15 protein-coding genes are annotated in these 15,276 nt (G+C 44.8%); 6 read left to right on the top strand and 9 right to left on the bottom strand.

What is annotated here, in order from left to right:
- Window position 1: 1 nt before the first annotated feature.
- The 7 genes from fni to HMPREF9421_RS03240 form a co-directional block, all read right to left on the bottom strand.
- Window positions 2-1,018 (bottom strand): type 2 isopentenyl-diphosphate Delta-isomerase, encoded by a 1,017-nt coding sequence (gene fni, locus HMPREF9421_RS03270; RefSeq protein ID WP_006595560.1) that lies wholly within the window; start codon window positions 1,016-1,018, stop codon window positions 2-4.
- Complete coding sequence (locus HMPREF9421_RS03265; protein WP_006595559.1) at window positions 996-2,021, bottom strand: phosphomevalonate kinase; 1,026 nt, start codon at window positions 2,019-2,021, stop codon at window positions 996-998. Before HMPREF9421_RS03265 ends, fni begins: the two co-directional genes overlap by 23 nt.
- A complete protein-coding gene (mvaD, locus tag HMPREF9421_RS03260) occupies window positions 2,011-2,961 on the bottom strand; it encodes a diphosphomevalonate decarboxylase (RefSeq protein WP_006595558.1) in 951 nt (316 codons plus the stop codon). The genes HMPREF9421_RS03265 and mvaD overlap by 11 nt, the downstream gene beginning before the upstream one ends.
- Entirely contained in the window at window positions 2,943-3,821 is an 879-nt protein-coding gene (gene mvk / locus HMPREF9421_RS03255) for a mevalonate kinase (RefSeq protein ID WP_006597106.1), read from the bottom strand. The genes mvaD and mvk overlap by 19 nt, the downstream gene beginning before the upstream one ends.
- A 119-nt stretch (window positions 3,822-3,940) precedes the next feature.
- Window positions 3,941-4,894, bottom strand: a complete 954-nt coding sequence (locus tag HMPREF9421_RS03250) for a serine hydrolase domain-containing protein (RefSeq protein ID WP_006595556.1) — start codon at window positions 4,892-4,894, stop codon at window positions 3,941-3,943.
- A 35-nt stretch (window positions 4,895-4,929) separates the two neighbouring features.
- Complete coding sequence (locus HMPREF9421_RS03245) at window positions 4,930-5,664, bottom strand: CppA N-terminal domain-containing protein (protein WP_006597092.1); 735 nt, start codon at window positions 5,662-5,664, stop codon at window positions 4,930-4,932.
- A gap of 105 nt (window positions 5,665-5,769) precedes the next feature.
- Window positions 5,770-7,050, bottom strand: coding sequence for a DUF308 domain-containing protein (locus tag HMPREF9421_RS03240; protein ID WP_006595554.1), 1,281 nt, complete (start codon window positions 7,048-7,050; stop codon window positions 5,770-5,772).
- A gap of 101 nt (window positions 7,051-7,151) precedes the next feature.
- Between HMPREF9421_RS03240 and HMPREF9421_RS03235 the strand changes: the two genes are divergently transcribed.
- From HMPREF9421_RS03235 to HMPREF9421_RS03225, 3 genes are all read left to right on the top strand, one after another.
- Window positions 7,152-9,431 (top strand): Xaa-Pro dipeptidyl-peptidase, encoded by a 2,280-nt coding sequence (locus tag HMPREF9421_RS03235; RefSeq protein WP_006595553.1) that lies wholly within the window; start codon window positions 7,152-7,154, stop codon window positions 9,429-9,431.
- 113 nt (window positions 9,432-9,544) lie between these two features.
- Window positions 9,545-10,060 carry a DUF536 domain-containing protein gene (locus HMPREF9421_RS03230; RefSeq protein ID WP_006595552.1) on the top strand — a complete coding sequence of 172 codons (516 nt, stop codon included), beginning with the start codon at window positions 9,545-9,547 and terminating at the stop codon, window positions 10,058-10,060.
- Window positions 10,061-10,140: 80 nt separating this feature from the next.
- Window positions 10,141-10,734 (top strand): 3'-5' exonuclease, encoded by a 594-nt coding sequence (locus tag HMPREF9421_RS03225; protein WP_006595551.1) that lies wholly within the window; start codon window positions 10,141-10,143, stop codon window positions 10,732-10,734.
- A 191-nt stretch (window positions 10,735-10,925) separates the two neighbouring features.
- On the opposite strand, the gene HMPREF9421_RS03220 is transcribed toward HMPREF9421_RS03225, so the two are convergent.
- Window positions 10,926-11,225 carry a YbaB/EbfC family nucleoid-associated protein gene (locus tag HMPREF9421_RS03220; RefSeq protein WP_006595550.1) on the bottom strand — a complete coding sequence of 100 codons (300 nt, stop codon included), beginning with the start codon at window positions 11,223-11,225 and terminating at the stop codon, window positions 10,926-10,928.
- Between the two features lie 140 nt (window positions 11,226-11,365).
- The gene (locus HMPREF9421_RS03215; protein ID WP_006595549.1) at window positions 11,366-12,712 is read right to left on the bottom strand and encodes an Nramp family divalent metal transporter; all 1,347 of its coding nucleotides are present in this window, start codon (window positions 12,710-12,712) and stop codon (window positions 11,366-11,368) included.
- 286 nt (window positions 12,713-12,998) lie between these two features.
- Here HMPREF9421_RS03215 and HMPREF9421_RS03210 point away from each other — a divergent pair, with 286 nt between their 5' ends.
- The 3 genes from HMPREF9421_RS03210 to HMPREF9421_RS03200 all read left to right on the top strand — a co-directional run bounded on the left by HMPREF9421_RS03210 (window position 12,999) and on the right by HMPREF9421_RS03200 (window position 15,267).
- Window positions 12,999-13,529 (top strand): hypothetical protein, encoded by a 531-nt coding sequence (locus tag HMPREF9421_RS03210; protein ID WP_006595548.1) that lies wholly within the window; start codon window positions 12,999-13,001, stop codon window positions 13,527-13,529.
- Window positions 13,530-13,616: 87 nt separating this feature from the next.
- Window positions 13,617-14,792, top strand: a complete 1,176-nt coding sequence (gene aao / locus HMPREF9421_RS03205) for an aminoacetone oxidase (RefSeq protein ID WP_006595547.1) — start codon at window positions 13,617-13,619, stop codon at window positions 14,790-14,792.
- 19 nt (window positions 14,793-14,811) lie between these two features.
- A complete protein-coding gene (locus HMPREF9421_RS03200; RefSeq protein WP_006595546.1) occupies window positions 14,812-15,267 on the top strand; it encodes an 8-oxo-dGTP diphosphatase in 456 nt (151 codons plus the stop codon).
- The last annotated feature ends 9 nt before the right edge of the window (window positions 15,268-15,276 follow it).

The raw sequence follows: 15,276 nt of genomic DNA, 5'->3' as shown, positions 1-15,276 counted from the left end.
GTTAATCATGGATAGAGGGGATTTGTTCATATCCTTCTTTTACACGGCCATAAAGAAGATAGGGAACCTTTCTCAAATCGGCAAGTGTCTGACAGGAAAGAGCACACATGATCAGGCGTAAATCCTCCTTCCAAGCATTGACTTGGGCGATGACCTCGTCAATCGGCTTTGTCTCTACCAATTCTAAAATGGTCCGAGAAAGACCGACCCCCTTGGCTCCTAGAACCAGTGCCTTGATCATATCCAAGGGATGACGAACGCCACCAGAGGCGAGAACCTCGACCTGATCCATCAGTGGTTGAGCCCCAAGTAGGGCTTGGACCGTTGTTTGTCCCCAGTCATTGAGATAGGAACGATTTCCTCCCCGACGGTTTTCGATATAGGCAAAACTGGTCCCGCCTCTACCAGAGATATCAACGGTCCTGACACCTAGTTCCATGGCTCTTTGGATAGTTCCGGCATCCATACCAAAACCGACCTCTTTTAGCACCAAGGGCACTGGAAGTTGCTTTGCATAGTCTGCTAAATGCTCTTGCCAGTTTCTAAAGCTTCGTTCCCCTTCGGGCATGAGAAGCTCCTGCATGAGGTTGACATGGAGTTGGAGAAAGAGGGGCTGGGTCTCTTCAATCGTCCGCAAGCCCAATTCAAGCGGTTTGTCAATCCCGATATTGGTCGCAAAGAGTAGGTCCGGATGAAGGTCCTTGACTCGATAGGAGCTATCCTGAGGATCCTTCAAAGCTGCACTATAAGAACCTGTCACAAAGAGAATACCACAGGCTTCTGCCACCTGGGCCAACTTCCGATTGATTTCTCCCCCCTTGGCACTGCCACCTGTCATGGCATTGATATAAAAAGGGTAGTCCCAATCACGACCCGCAAAATGAGTCGTCACATCCACCTCATCTAAATCGATAGTTGGTAAAGAGGAATGAATCAACTCAACCTCATCAAAGCTATTGTAACCCGGAGTCTGTTCCAAGGCCAAGCGAATATGTTCATCCTTTCGGTTGGTCGTCATACTCTCCCATCCTTTCTGAATATAATAAATCAATCCCTGCTTCTCGCCAGCGTCTGACGATTTCTTGGGCAGCAGCCTCCTCAAATGCGAGGGCGATTCCACAATCTCCTCCTCCAGCGCCACTGGATTTTGCAATGACCTTTAACCCCTCTTCTGCCCTCTTTAATTGGGCTAGTTTTTTGGTATAAATTACCTCATTAAGAGATAGAAGTAAGTCACTAGCCCGACCGATAGAGGACCAGGCTAAGTCTCTGTCTGCTTCTTGAAAAGCAACTAAGAGGTCTTGTACAGCCTGCTCAGTACCCTTTAAAAAGACTGGGCCAATAGCCGAACGAACGCGGTTAATCAAGTCCCTTGAAATAGCAGGTTCTTGGGTCCAACCCACTAAAAAAGTATAGGACAACTGAGGGGAAAGAAGCTCAATTTCATAACCCCAGTCCAGGGCTAAGACCTGGTCCAGATCCTGATCTTGTAATTGCTCAGCCAGCGCCCGTCTGTCAAAAGAGCGGTAGCTAACCAAGCCTTCATAGGCAATACAAGCTAGGTCTCCCATTGACCCATTGTCACCACGCTGAATCAAGACCAAACAGGCCAAACGAAAGAGCAAGTCTGCAGGCAGAGGGAAATCATAAAGAGCTGCCATGGCTTTGAGGGTCAACAAGACCACACTGCCACTAGAGCCAATTCCGAATTTCTTACCCTCTCGCTCAAATTTCCCCCCAATACGTAAATCAAAGGGAGAAATCGCTACTCCTTGTGACTGGAGGTAGGCGTTCATCAGATGCACGGTTTCTTGGATCAATGCATAGTCCGTATTCGGAGTCAAATCAACCGCAAAGGGAAACATGTCCGACTGAATCCGATAAGTAGATGCTGGTTGGATTTCTGCCTGCATGTAAATAGGGATAAACTGAATGATGGCTGTTTGTCCAGGAGTTAAGATAGAATATTCCCCAGCGACATACAGCTTCCCACCTGCACGAACTTCTTTCTTAATCTTCATGGGATAAATCCTTGGTCTTGGAGACAATGATACGGTAGTCTTGTTCAAAAAGTGGAACCAATTGGTCCAGATCCTCTTCTAGACAGAGAACCTTCACATTCGGACCTGCATCCATGGTGAAGTAGCAACGTTTCCCTTCGTTACGAAGAGAGCGCACGAACTCCATGGCCTCGTAGCTCTTATCCGTCAAATAGGAGAAGGCTGGACTTGCAGTCTTGGTTGTAGAATGCATGAGAAGAGCATTCCGTTCGGTCAATTCCCCTACTTTTTCAAAGTCATTGTCCTTCAGGTAAGCCAGCATATCTTGGTAATCCTGAGCTGACTGGCGGATCCATTCTTGGAAATTGCTAGAGGTTTCCGTGCACCGTTTCATCCCTTCCCGACTAGAAAGAATTTTTTGTTGGTCGTTTAACACCAGCATGATCATAGCCAGTTTGAGGTCCGTTTCCACTTGGTAGATTTCCCCAGTATCCTTGTCCCAAGCAGCTAAGGGGCCAAAGAAGGAACGAGAAGACGAACCGGAGGCAAACTTAGCCGCTTGAGCTTGTTCTGCCTGCGTCATTCCCAGTTGGTAATAGCAATTGCAGGCTTTTACCAATGCAGATAAACCACTGGAACTAGAAGAAAGTCCTGCAGCTGTCGGCATATTGTTGCTTGTATCAACCCGCACAAAGCCTGTCTCTCCTTCTGGTTTAAAACGGTCGATGACTGCTCCAATCTTGGCCTGCTCCGCTTCATTCTGGAAGACCCCATCAATAAAGAAGGCATGGGACTTGGCTTCAGGTCCCAAAGGACTAAGTCGAGTCTCCGTATACATATTTTCCAAGGTCAAGGAAATGGAACTAGTTGATGGCACCATTGCTTCACTGTTTTCCTTGCCCCAATACTTAATAATGGCGATATTGGCATACGATTTCACGCTTACAGGCTTTCGATCCATAACTCCTCCACTCCTTTATTTCTTAGTTCTTTTGCGATCATCTCTGCATGTTCCTGGTCTGCAGCAAGGGCAATGATACAGCCACCGAGCCCGCCACCGCTCATCTTGGCTCCCAAGGCTCCACTCCCTAAGGCTAGTTCCACCAATTGATCCGCTTCTGGACAACTCACTCCCACTGCTTGCAAATGATGATGGCAGTCTGTTAAGATGCGTCCCAAGGTGAAAGCATCTTTTTGAGCAAGAGCTTTTTCTGCGTACTCAGTTAGAAGTCCAATTTCATGGAAACTAGCAAGGGCCGCTGCTCCCAACTCCTTGACTTTCTGAATGGCTTCTTTGGTATGGCCATGGATACCTGTATCAGCAATGACTAGCTTGGCACCCAAATCAACTTCTAACTCACTAAAACCGACGTTGCGAATGAACTTAATCGGCTGATCACTGAGGCAGGTCTTGGCATCCAGCCCACTTGGATTCATATGTGCAATCATTTCTGCTCGATTAACTAAGATTTCCAAGGTTTCTTGACTCAAATCTCGCTTGAAGTAATCAAAAACTGCTCGAATCGCCGCAATACTGACAGCAGCCGAGGACCCCATCCCCCGCTGGGCCGGAATCATGGAGTCAATCTGGCAAGTAATGGCCGCCTCCTCAATCCCCAAATACTCTAAGGAAGCGTAGACCGCCATCGATAAGCTATCATTCTCAAAAAGGACCCACGGACGCTCCGCAGGTACAATCTGACAAGTGACCTGAATGTGAAGGAGGGGCAAGGCAATAGCTGGATAGCCATAAACGACCGCATGTTCTCCTATTAAAATAATCTTGCTATGTGCCTGGCCGACACCTATCGATCTAGTCATACGTCTCTCAGTTATCTTCATTCTTTTCTGCTATAGATTGCTTGATACAATCTTCTCTCCTTCCATTTTAATATAAAAAAGAAAAAAAGCGATGGCTAAACCACGCTTCTTTCTCCGTCTTAGGAAGGATTTTTTCCGGTTCCTTCCATTCCTCTTTTGATGAGCTCCATGAGTTGATTCCGATCCAGGATCCATTGGGCCCGCTCATCTTTTTCATAGGTCCGATTGGATAGGAAAATAGCTGCCAATTGGAGCTTGCGATTATAGAGAAGGAAGGTCCCCGTATAGCCTGTATGGTCCAACCAGTCTCCTTCCAGGTTCCAGGCCAGAGAGCGCGCCTTCCCTTCTTCCAAGGCATAGTTCTGCGATAAAATCTCTGCAAAAGGATCCTGTAAATAATGCTCCAGGAAAATTTCCATATCTTTAATAGTGGAGAACAGGCCTGCACTTCCGGCATGGACCCCCAGCACACGCGCTTTCGGATCATGGACGACGCCACCTTGTACTCCACGAAGGGTTGGCACCGCTTGAGAAACCGGGCCAAACGTAGTCCCCTTCATTTGCCAAGGTTCAAATACTTGCTCTTTAAAAATCTGCTCCAAATCCTGACCAAACCACTTCTCCAGAAGAAAGCCCAACAAAAGAAAATTGACATCCGTATAATGGAACTGGCGATTGTCCTTTAGTTTCAAACGGTGCAAGGCTTCTTTTAAGCCCTCAGCATCCAAGTCATCTCGTCCAGGGATGAAAGGATCCAGCCCAGAAGTATGGGTCAAGAGCTGACGGATGGTCACCTCTGTTTGCTCCATATCCGGATAGTAAGAAGCTAAGGGACGATCGATATCAATTTGCCCTTGTTGGACCAGAAAAGCAAGAACTGTTCCAACTCCGACGACCTTACTCACACTAGCCAAATCATAGGTCAAGCCGGCAACAACTGGCTCTTGCTTGGCTGGATCAGCTAGTCCCAAGTAATACTCCTGCCAGCTTCCCTTCTGATAGAGCGCAAGAGAGGCACCTGGATAGATGCCTGCTCCTATTTGCTCTTGAATTTTTTGGATGATTTTTTCCATTTTTCTTCACTCATTTCAATTAGCCAAAGACTTGCTTAGGCTTCAAACCACCATTCAATCTTGCTTGGATCTTCAACCAAGACAAATTGTTGCCTTTTTGGTACAAAAGTCACCCGATCTCCAAAGCAAGAGGCTACTTCACTTGCTACAAATGGCTCTAGAATGACCTTGACCTGACAAAGGTCCCAAGTCTGCCCATTTGAAAGTGTGAGGTCTGGACCATCTGATGCTTCTAACTCTAAATACTCTTCTAAGCCAGGTAGTTGTTGATAGAAAGCTGTAGAAATCTCTACATTAGGCACACGAAGCACCATCTTTTCTACGAAAAACTCCGTCAAGGTTGTAAACTCTTCATTCGCTTGAAAATCTGGAACTTCCCCAATTTCAACTAAACTGTCCACTTGCTCTTCCGCATGGAGTAAGATACGATCTCCTTCTGGCGAAAGGGCCTCGAAGGCATAACCATTTTTTCCTTTGAAGAGGCGATCAACTTGATGACCACGAGCCAGAAGCCACTCAATTTCTTGAGGATTTGTCACACGAATCTTTAAGCAGGCGAGGCGTTTTGGCCCCTCTACCTTGCGTGTTCTCATACTAGGGGATTCCTCTAAATAGAGACGGTCTATCTTCGATTGGTCTCCAAGGGATAATAAGGCCCCATCTTCCAACAGGGTTTTCATTCCCAAGACCTTTTCAAAAAATTCTTGATTGACATTTCGATTGTTTGTTTTTAATACAGGTGAAATACTACTAATTTTATTTATGCACATAATTCCTCCAAGCCTTTTATATTTTAAAAGATTTTCTTTTTTTTTACAAGAAATCTTGTGCAAAAAAGACAGATTTCTCAAAATTTAGAATCTGTCTTTCTTTTCTTAATATACTGTTCTTGTATGGACCAGCCCATTTGGAGCTTCAAATTCATACTCTAAATAATCCTGATAGGTCCCTGGTGCAATCACTCCCCGCACATCTAATACGGCCGTTCCCGCCTGTCCCACAATTGAATCTGCCAACAGGCAGCAATTAGTAGACAGAACAAAATAAGATTTAAAACGCGAAGAAGTAAATTTATATAATTCAGCCCCTAAATCATATTTCAATTTGTAAGCGTAGGTCGGCTGACCGTCTTCCAGTAACCTACTAGGTGGATCCCAAGGTTCTAACAACTGATCAATTTCAGCTAGACGCTTCTCTACTGCCTGATTCTCTTCTTCGGTAAGGGATAGGCTGTAGCCAAACAGCGTCTTTTGACTCTCTTTTTTACATAGTTCGATGTATGGTTCCTTATCCACTTTAAACAGTACGCCATCCCCAATCGTCCCAAATAGACGCTCTGAAAAGGGATCGTAACTTCCGTAAGAAATGACCTTCCCCTGATAACAAATATCTACATGCCCAATCGCTCCAAATAAGTTGCTGTCAGAAGTATGAACCAAAATTTCTAATTCCCTTGCCTCTTCTTCTTTTTTCACCAATCGATAAGGGCCTGTGTGTCCCGCCGAGCTCCCTTTTTGAAGAAACTGGTTAAACCGTTTTAACTCCTTAGCAGGGATAAAGGCTGCAAAGATAACCGGTAGGCTAATACGAAAGCGACGTTTTAACTCTTGGCCTTGTTGGTCTTTGTCAAATAAAATACCATCTCGAATATTAGAAATCCCCAACAAGACCAGATAAGCCCCCAAGAGGATAAATTGGAAGTGCCCATCTGAACCAGGTTCCAAGACAGTTGCTAGACCAATCCCACCGTTTAAAAGCGCATCCCATAAATAGAGCCAGCCTCCTTTTACCCGATTGGCCTTATAAAGCCAAAATGTGATCCCATAGACAATGGCACTCCCCAACTGATATGCCCCTAAACAAATCACAACTAAGTTTACGGGCAGACTACTCAGTCGATTCAACCAGATCAACGCAAGTGAAAGAAAAATAAACCAAATAGAGTGGCTATAGGAAATAGACTTGCTACGTAACAAAAAGCGAAGAAGAAAGCTTCCTAGTCCATCAACTAAAAAGTAAATGGCTAATAGATCCAAGGAAAATTTTGTGAAACCAACACCGTTTCGAAAAATGAGGATCCCAAAAATGACGGCAAGAACCCCAAACAATAAAGTCCGTCTTCTTGCAACTTCTTCAACAGATAATTTTCTCACCATGACACCCTCCTTCAGAGATCAAAGGTCTTTAGACAAATACTATTTTATCACGTATAATATAAGAAGTAAAGAAACAGTGAAGCTGATAAAAGGAGCATCCTATGAAATTCAATCAATATAGCTATCTACCAGTCGACCAAGCAGACATTCTAAAGGAACTGAAAGAAATCGGGTTTGACCTTCCCCTTCATCTTACAGAGAAAGAACTGTTTGAATGGTTTGTTCGCAAGGTTTATTTCACCTACAAAAATACAGATTATCCTCTCTCTAACCTAGTGGCGGATGCTGAAACAGATCTCCTGAGCTATTTCCAATCTGACCGCGAATGGTCTCCAAATATTTTCTACACAGTGGCCCTCCAATTGCTCGGTTTCCGCTATTTTATTGACTTTGAAAATACGGACAGCTTCTTAAAAGAAGTCCAAATTCCGATTGAGTATGGAAACTTGGTTGAGAACCTCTATCACCTCCTCAATACTCGAACAGTCAAAGGGAATTTACTCATTGAACAGTTGGTCAGTGATGGCTTGATCCCTGAAGACAATCGCTACCACTTTTTCAACGGAAAAAGTCTAGCTACCTTTAACTGCCATGATGTGATTCGTGAGGTGGTCTATGTGGAAAGTCGGATTGATAGCGACCAAGATGGCCTTCCAGATTTGATCAAGGTCAATATTATTCGCCCTCGCTATGAAGGAAAAATTCCAGCCGTCATGACTGCCAGCCCTTATCACCAAGGAACCAATGACAAGGCCAGTGACAAGGCTCTCTATAATATGAATGTGGACCTGGAGAAAAAAGAAGCAAGAAGCATCCAAGTCAGTCAACCCACGCTCGAAACCGTTGACCCAGTTGGAGAAGCCCGACTGGTCTCTGAGGCTGAAGAAACCCTCACTCATATCAACAGCAGTTATACTCTCAATGACTACCTTCTCGCCCGTGGCTTCGCCAATCTCTACGTCTCCGGTCTAGGGACCAAGGACTCCCAAGGTTTGATGACTAATGGAGATTACCGTCAAATCGAGGCCTATAAAAATGTCATCGACTGGCTCAACGGACGCTGTCGTGCCTTCACAGACCATAGTCGCCAACGCCAAATCAAGGCTGATTGGTCTAACGGCAAGGTAGCAACCACAGGGATCTCTTACCTTGGAACCATGTCTAATGGTCTTGCGACTACAGGTGTCGATGGCCTAGAAGTCATCATCGCAGAAGCTGGTATCTCTTCTTGGTACAACTACTACCGGGAAAACGGACTCGTGACGAGTCCTGGGGGCTATCCTGGAGAGGATTTTGATTCGCTCGCTGAGTTGACCTATTCACGCGCCCTTCGGGCAGGTGACTATCTCCGCCACCATGCAGCCCATCTAGAGGATTTGAAACGACTCAAGGAGCAATTGGATCGCAAAACAGGGGACTACAACCAGTTCTGGCACGACCGTAACTACCTTCTTCAGGCAGACAAAGTCAAAGCTGAAGTCGTCTTCACCCATGGTTCGCAAGACTGGAACGTGAAGCCCCTCCATGTCTTTAATATGTTCCAGGCTCTTCCAGCAAACATCAAGAAACACCTCTTCTACCACAATGGAGCCCATGTTTACCTCAACAACTGGCAGTCCATTGACTTCCGTGAGAGCATGAATGCCCTTCTCTCTAAAAAATTGCTAGGCTACGATTCAAACTATGAATTGCCAACTGTCATCTGGCAGGACAATACAGGAGAGCAAAGCTGGATTTCCTTGGATGATTTTGGCAACCAAACAGCTCAGCGAACCTTCTCACTGGGGGATGGTGAAAAGGTCATCCAAAACCGCTACGAGACAGAAGATTATGAGCGCTATGGCAAGGCCTATCCAACCTTCTTAACTGATCTTTACCAAGATAAGGCCCAGCAAGTGACCATCGATCTTCCGATAGAAAAAGACCTACACCTCAACGGAAAAGCTCGCCTTCACCTACGGCTCCAATCTAGCACTGACAAGGGCTTGCTCTCAGCCCAACTGATGGAGCTAAGAAACAAGAAGTACCTCCAACCCTATCCAGCCGTCTTATCCGTCCGTACCCTTGATAACGGTCGTTACCATATGCTGGACAACTTGACCGAGTTGCCTTTCAAAGAGGCCGGCCAACGAGTGATTACAAAGGGCTATCTCAACCTTCAAAACCGAAATGACCTCTTACAAGTCGAGCCTGTCACACCAGGAGAGTGGATGGAATTTGACTTTGATCTCCAACCAACCATCTACAAGCTGGAAAAAGGGACTACTCTTCGTCTTGTCCTTTATACAACCGATTTCGAGATCACCGTCCGCGACCAGACGGACTACCAACTCACCATTGACCTGGCCAACTCTAGCCTGACCCTTCCTGAAATGGAGTAAGGAAAATCCAGCCTTTTCCCCAGTCGTCCCTTCCTTTGCTTCATTTGACAGCCTTGCCTACTTATGATAATATCTAAGAGAGTATTTCATAGAAAAAGAGTTTAGAGGATATTATGGCTATCGAAAAAACAGTCAGCGAAATTGCTGAAATTCTAGGAGTTAGTCGCCAAGCGGTCAACAACCGTGTCAAGGCCCTAGATCCTGAAGATACAGAAAAAAATGATAAGGGAGTTACCGTCGTAACCCGTAGTGGCTTGATCAAGCTAGAAGAAATCTACAAAAAGACGATCTTTGAAGACGAGCCCGTCAGTGATGATGTCAAACAACGGGAACTGATGGAGATTCTAGTCGACGAGAAGAATGCTGAAATCGTTCGTCTCTACGAACAACTAAAAGCAAAAGACGACCAGCTAAAATCCAAAGATGAGCAATTATCTAAAAAGGACGAACAGTTGCGTGTCAAAGATGTTCAGATCGCTGAAAAAGACAAACAGCTCGACCAACAACAACAGCTAACCCTTCAGGCAATGAATGACCGCGAAACATTGAAATTGGAATTAGATCAAGCCAATGAAAAGGTTCAAGAACAAGAGAGTAAAGGCTTCTGGAGACGCGTCTTTGGTCGCTAAAAACTGACTTCGGTCAGTTTTTTCTATGCTTTTACCCCCCCCCGAAAATCAAAAAGCAAGCATTAGATGAAGGAGTTCCCTTGAAAGAATTAAGCCACTATGTCTCCTTTGATTTAGAATTTAATCAATTCGAAGGAAAGTACCACATTATTCAAGTTTCTGCTGTCCGCTTTGCAGATGGCCAAGAAGTTGCCCACTATGATTCCTATGCCTATACGGATAAACCACTAAAGAGCTTTATCAATGGGCTCACCGGGATTACATCTGATAAAATCCTCCAAGCTCCCCCACTCGAGCAGGTCCTAGCGGAGTTTCGAGACTTTGTTGCAGAGAGTCCCCTCATTGGATACAATGCTATCAAGAGTGACCTCCCTATCCTAACGGAAAATGGGCTAGAGTTCACAAACCAATATGCTGTTGATGTCTTTGAGGAAGCTTCTAAACGCCGGCCTTCTGACCTCCATGGGATCAAAAACTTGCAGCTCCATACAGTTGCTCAGTTTTTAGGAGTGGCTGGAAAATCGCATGATAGTCTAGAAGATGCACGAATGACTGCCCTTGTTTATGAAGCCTTTCTCGAATCAGACCGGGCCCGGCAACTCTTAACAGAACAAGAATCCTTTTCTACCTCTCCTTTTGGTGGATTAGACCTCTCCAATTTTTTTAACGACTAAAAAGAGGCTGGGACAAAAGTCCTAGCCTCTCAATTGTCTTTTGATTATCGAGCAAGACGCAGTGGTTGAGTGAGCTCTACTACGCTGATTTTATCAGCTTTTACAGCCCTACTCAACTGTGCGGAGGTGGGACGACGAAATCCAATTCTAACGAATTACCGATTTCTGTCCCACTCTCTTTCTCTGTATGCTTAGAATGGTAATTTACCAGCAAAAGCTCCCAATTTTTTCTTGGTTGCCTCATCAATTTCTTCGATGGCCGCATTGATGGCTTGAACCGTCATATCAGAAAGAGTTTCTGTATCTTCTGGGTCCACTACTGCTGGGTTAAATTCGATGGATACCACCTTTTTATCACCTGTCAAAGTAGCGACGACCAAGTCCTGAGCTGATTTGCCAACAAATTGAGAAGCCGCCAACTCTGCCTGGCTTTGTTCCATTTGTTTCTGAAGCTTTTGTGCTTGCTTCATCATATTTTGCATATTCATCATAAGATTTTCTAGATTCCTTTCGTATCAAGGGGTTAGGACCTCTTGTTTAATGGTTACTGCCCACTTCTGCCCATTTTCTAGCTAGATGGGGACTTCTCTACTATTATAGCATGTTTTCCCCGTCCGACAAAGCTGATTTTTTATTTAAAGAGCGTCGTCACAATGAGTTGGACGTTTAAAAGAGTCAGAAGAGTCGCTACTCCGTAAGCTAAGTAGGTATTCCATTTTGCATTGACAAATTCTCCCATGATTTTTTTATTGGAGGTAAAGTAAACCAAGGGAAAAATTGAAAATGGTAGAGCCAGAGACAAGAAGACTTGAGAATAGACCAACAAATCATCTAGAACACTTTCCTGGTCTCCAAAGAGAAAGGCGACAATCAGGACAGGAGTGAGGGCCAACATCCGTGTAAACAGGCGGACAAGCCATTGAGGAAGGCGGAATCTAAGGAAACCTTCCATGACAATTTGACCCGTCAGAGTGCCTGTAATTGTTGAATTCTGACCACTTGCTAACAAAGCAACAGCAAACAAAGTGGACAGAAAAGGACTTGCAATAGCTCCTGCAATGGCATTGTTTTGCAAGGCATCATACATACTAGAGAAGGCTCCAATTTCTTCTGCATGTCCAAAAAAGAGGGCCGCTCCGAGAATCAGCAAGAGAGAGTTGACAACAAAAGCCAGGGTTAATTCAATATTGGAGTCCCAGGTCATGAAGCGCACAGCCCGACGAACATCTGCAGGATCCTCATAATCGACCTTGCGTGTCTGTGAAATGGAGGAATGCAAATAGAGATTATGAGGCATGACGGTTGCACCAATTATCCCCAAGGCCAGCGTCAAGGCTTGTGATCCCTTGGGAAGACCAATACCTACAATTTCTTTCTGAGGAAGAAAGCCAGCAAAAATGCCACCTATATCTGGTTTTGATAGGACCACAAGGTAGATAAAAATCCCTAGAATGGTCAAAATCAAGGTGGAGACAATAGCCTCAATCTTACGAAAACCTAAGTGCATGAGTCCGAGAAGGAGGAAGACATCCAGGATGGTGACCAAAATAGAAAAGAGCAAGGGCCATCCGAACAGCAAATGGAGTGCAATCCCTGAACCAATGACTTCTGCTAAATCTGTCGCCATCAAGGCTAATTCAATCACTATCCAAAGCATATAGCGGAGCCACTTGGGCAAATGCGTCGCTGTTGTCTGGGCCAAATCTTTCCGATGGACAATCCCTAGTTTCCCAGCCATCTGTTGCAATTGCATGGCAATCAAGGAAGACAAGAGAACCACCGACAAGAGCAAGTAACGATAGTGAGCCCCTCCAACAACGCTGGTGATCCAGTTCCCAGGATCCATGTAGCCCACTGCTACTAGGCTCCCCGGACCTGAAAACAATAATAAGGTCCTCCAAAAAGAAGTTCCCTTGGGAACCTTGACGGATTGATTGATTTCTTGGAGCGATTTCCGCTCTAACTGTTCTAAACTCATGATACCCTTCTTTCCATGACGTCACTTCCCCTTGATTATAGCACAAATGAAAGGTTTCGGTAAATTTTCTTTGCATTTTCAAAAAAATATGCCCTTCTTCTCCCCACTTCCCCATTTTCTTCGTATTCCTTTAGCAACTTTTTCTCCTTTGCTCCTCTAAAATGAACCAAATAGCTTCAAAAATGAACCAAATAGATTTTTCCCCCTATCTGACTTCAAAAGCTTGTATACTAATCGTAACTGAAAGAAAGCTCAGTTATTTACTCAATAGCAAAGGAAAGAAACTATGATTTATGTCATTGAATACAATTATCCCTCTAAGATGTTGGTCGAACATATTAACAACTATCTAGAGAAAAAACGGGTTCGTAATCTACCAGTCAAGCTGGTCTATAATGGAAATATCTCCTATATCGACTATGACTTGAAAAACATTTACTTCTTCTCCTGTCAAGGAAATTCTGGAATCAACGCCTACAAAGAGCTGGAACGCATCCGAAGAAATGATCCCTTCGGACGCATTATCGTTCACTCTAACAAGGTAGACGGACGTAGACTCATGGACCATAAGCTACAAGTCTATGGTTTGATGGAACTAAGCCTTAGTGACTACGGAAAGCCAGACCTCTATTATCAAGAGCTCGACTTCTTGCTCGGTGATCTCTACGAAGAGCTCTGGGAAATGGCAGCAGAAGCCAAGTACGCTGCTGGGAAGAAAACCAATCAGCTCTTCCCACGCTGGGGTCCTGAAATCGGCATTTACCCACCTAAGCGTTATTCCATCCACCTCCGTCAAAATCCAGACGAAGACAATTAACTCATAAAAAGTGGAGCCTGGGGACAGGGTCCATTTTTTATGTTACAATGAACTGGAAATAAAACGAGACGAGAAAAAGGAGACCTTATGAACCACTACGATACCATTGTCATCGGAGGAGGGCCTGCTGGCATGATGGCCACCATCTCCAGTTCCTTCTACGGGCAAGCAACCCTCCTCTTGGAAAAAAACCGCAAACTAGGGAAAAAACTAGCTGGGACTGGTGGAGGTCGGTGCAATGTGACCAACAATGGAAGCCTGGACGATCTCCTAGCAGGCATTCCAGGAAATGGACGTTTCCTCTACAGTGTCTTTTCTCAATTTGACAACCATGATATCATCCGCTTCTTCACAGAAAACGGGGTCAAGCTCAAGGTCGAAGACCATGGTCGTGTCTTTCCAGCTTCAGATCGTTCCCAAACGATTATTCAAGCTCTGACAGATAAGATTGCCGAGCTCGGCGGTCAAGTTCGCTGCCAAGTAGAGGTAACCTCTGTGAAGAAAATCGATGGACAATTCGTCATCAAATCCAAAGATGAGACCTGGATGGCAGACCGCTTGATTGTGACAACTGGTGGAAAGTCCTACCCTTCGACGGGTTCCACCGGCTTTGGCCACGATATCGCCCGTCACTTTAAGCACACTATCACCGAGCTCGAAGCTGCCGAGAGTCCTTTATTGACGGATTTTCCGCATAAGGCCTTGCAGGGAATTTCACTGGACGATGTGACTCTAAGCTATGGCAAGCATGTCATCACCCATGACCTCCTCTTTACCCACTTTGGCTTGTCAGGCCCTGCTGCACTACGCATGTCTAGCTTTGTCAAGGGTGGTGAAATCCTCTCCCTAGATGTCTTGCCACAACTTTCTGAAAGTGATTTGCTATCATTTCTTGAAGAAAACCGTGAAAAATCCTTGAAAAATGCTTTGAAAACCATGCTCCCTGAACGCTTGGCAGAATTCTTTATTCAAGGATATCCAGAAAAAGTCAAACAACTAACAGAAAAAGAACTTGACCAACTTGTCCAATCTATCAAATCCCTCAAAATCCCTGTGACTGGAAAGATGTCGCTAGCAAAATCTTTTGTAACTAAAGGTGGTGTTAGTCTCAAAGAAATTAATCCTAAAACTCTGGAAAGCAAATTGGTTCCTGGCCTTCACTTTGCTGGTGAAGTACTTGATATCAATGCTCACACAGGTGGCTTTAACATCACTTCTGCCCTCTGCACTGGTTGGGTGGCAGGAAGTCTGCATTATGATTAAATATCAAAGGTTGTGAAAAATGAACAGAAGAGAGTCAGTTGAATTTGTCAACATGTGCATGATTAAAAATGGGGACAAGGTTCTGGTTCAAGATCGAGTTAGTCCTGACTGGCCTGGCATTACTTTTCCTGGCGGACATGTTGAACGTGGCGAATCCTTTGTCGATGCGGTCATTCGTGAAGTGAGAGAAGAAACGGGTCTAACCATTTCTAAACCCCAACTCTGTGGTATCAAGGACTGGTACGATGATGAGGATTACCGTTATGTCGTCCTTTTTTACAAGACCGAACACTTTACTGGTGAGCTCCAGTCTTCAGACGAAGGAAAGGTCTGGTGGGAAGAGTTTGAAAATCTATCTCATCTAAAACTTGCAACCAATGATATGTCTGATATGCTTCGTGTTTTTTTGGAAGATGATCTCAGTGAATTCTTCTACTATAAAGACGGTGACGACTGGCTTTATGATTTAAAATAGCAAATAATC

The sequence above is a fragment of the Streptococcus australis ATCC 700641 genome, assembly GCF_000186465.1.
Classification (GTDB): Bacteria; Bacillota; Bacilli; order Lactobacillales; family Streptococcaceae; genus Streptococcus; species Streptococcus australis.
The sequence above is the reverse complement of the archived record's forward strand: the minus strand, read 5'-3'. Positions and strand labels throughout refer to the sequence as shown.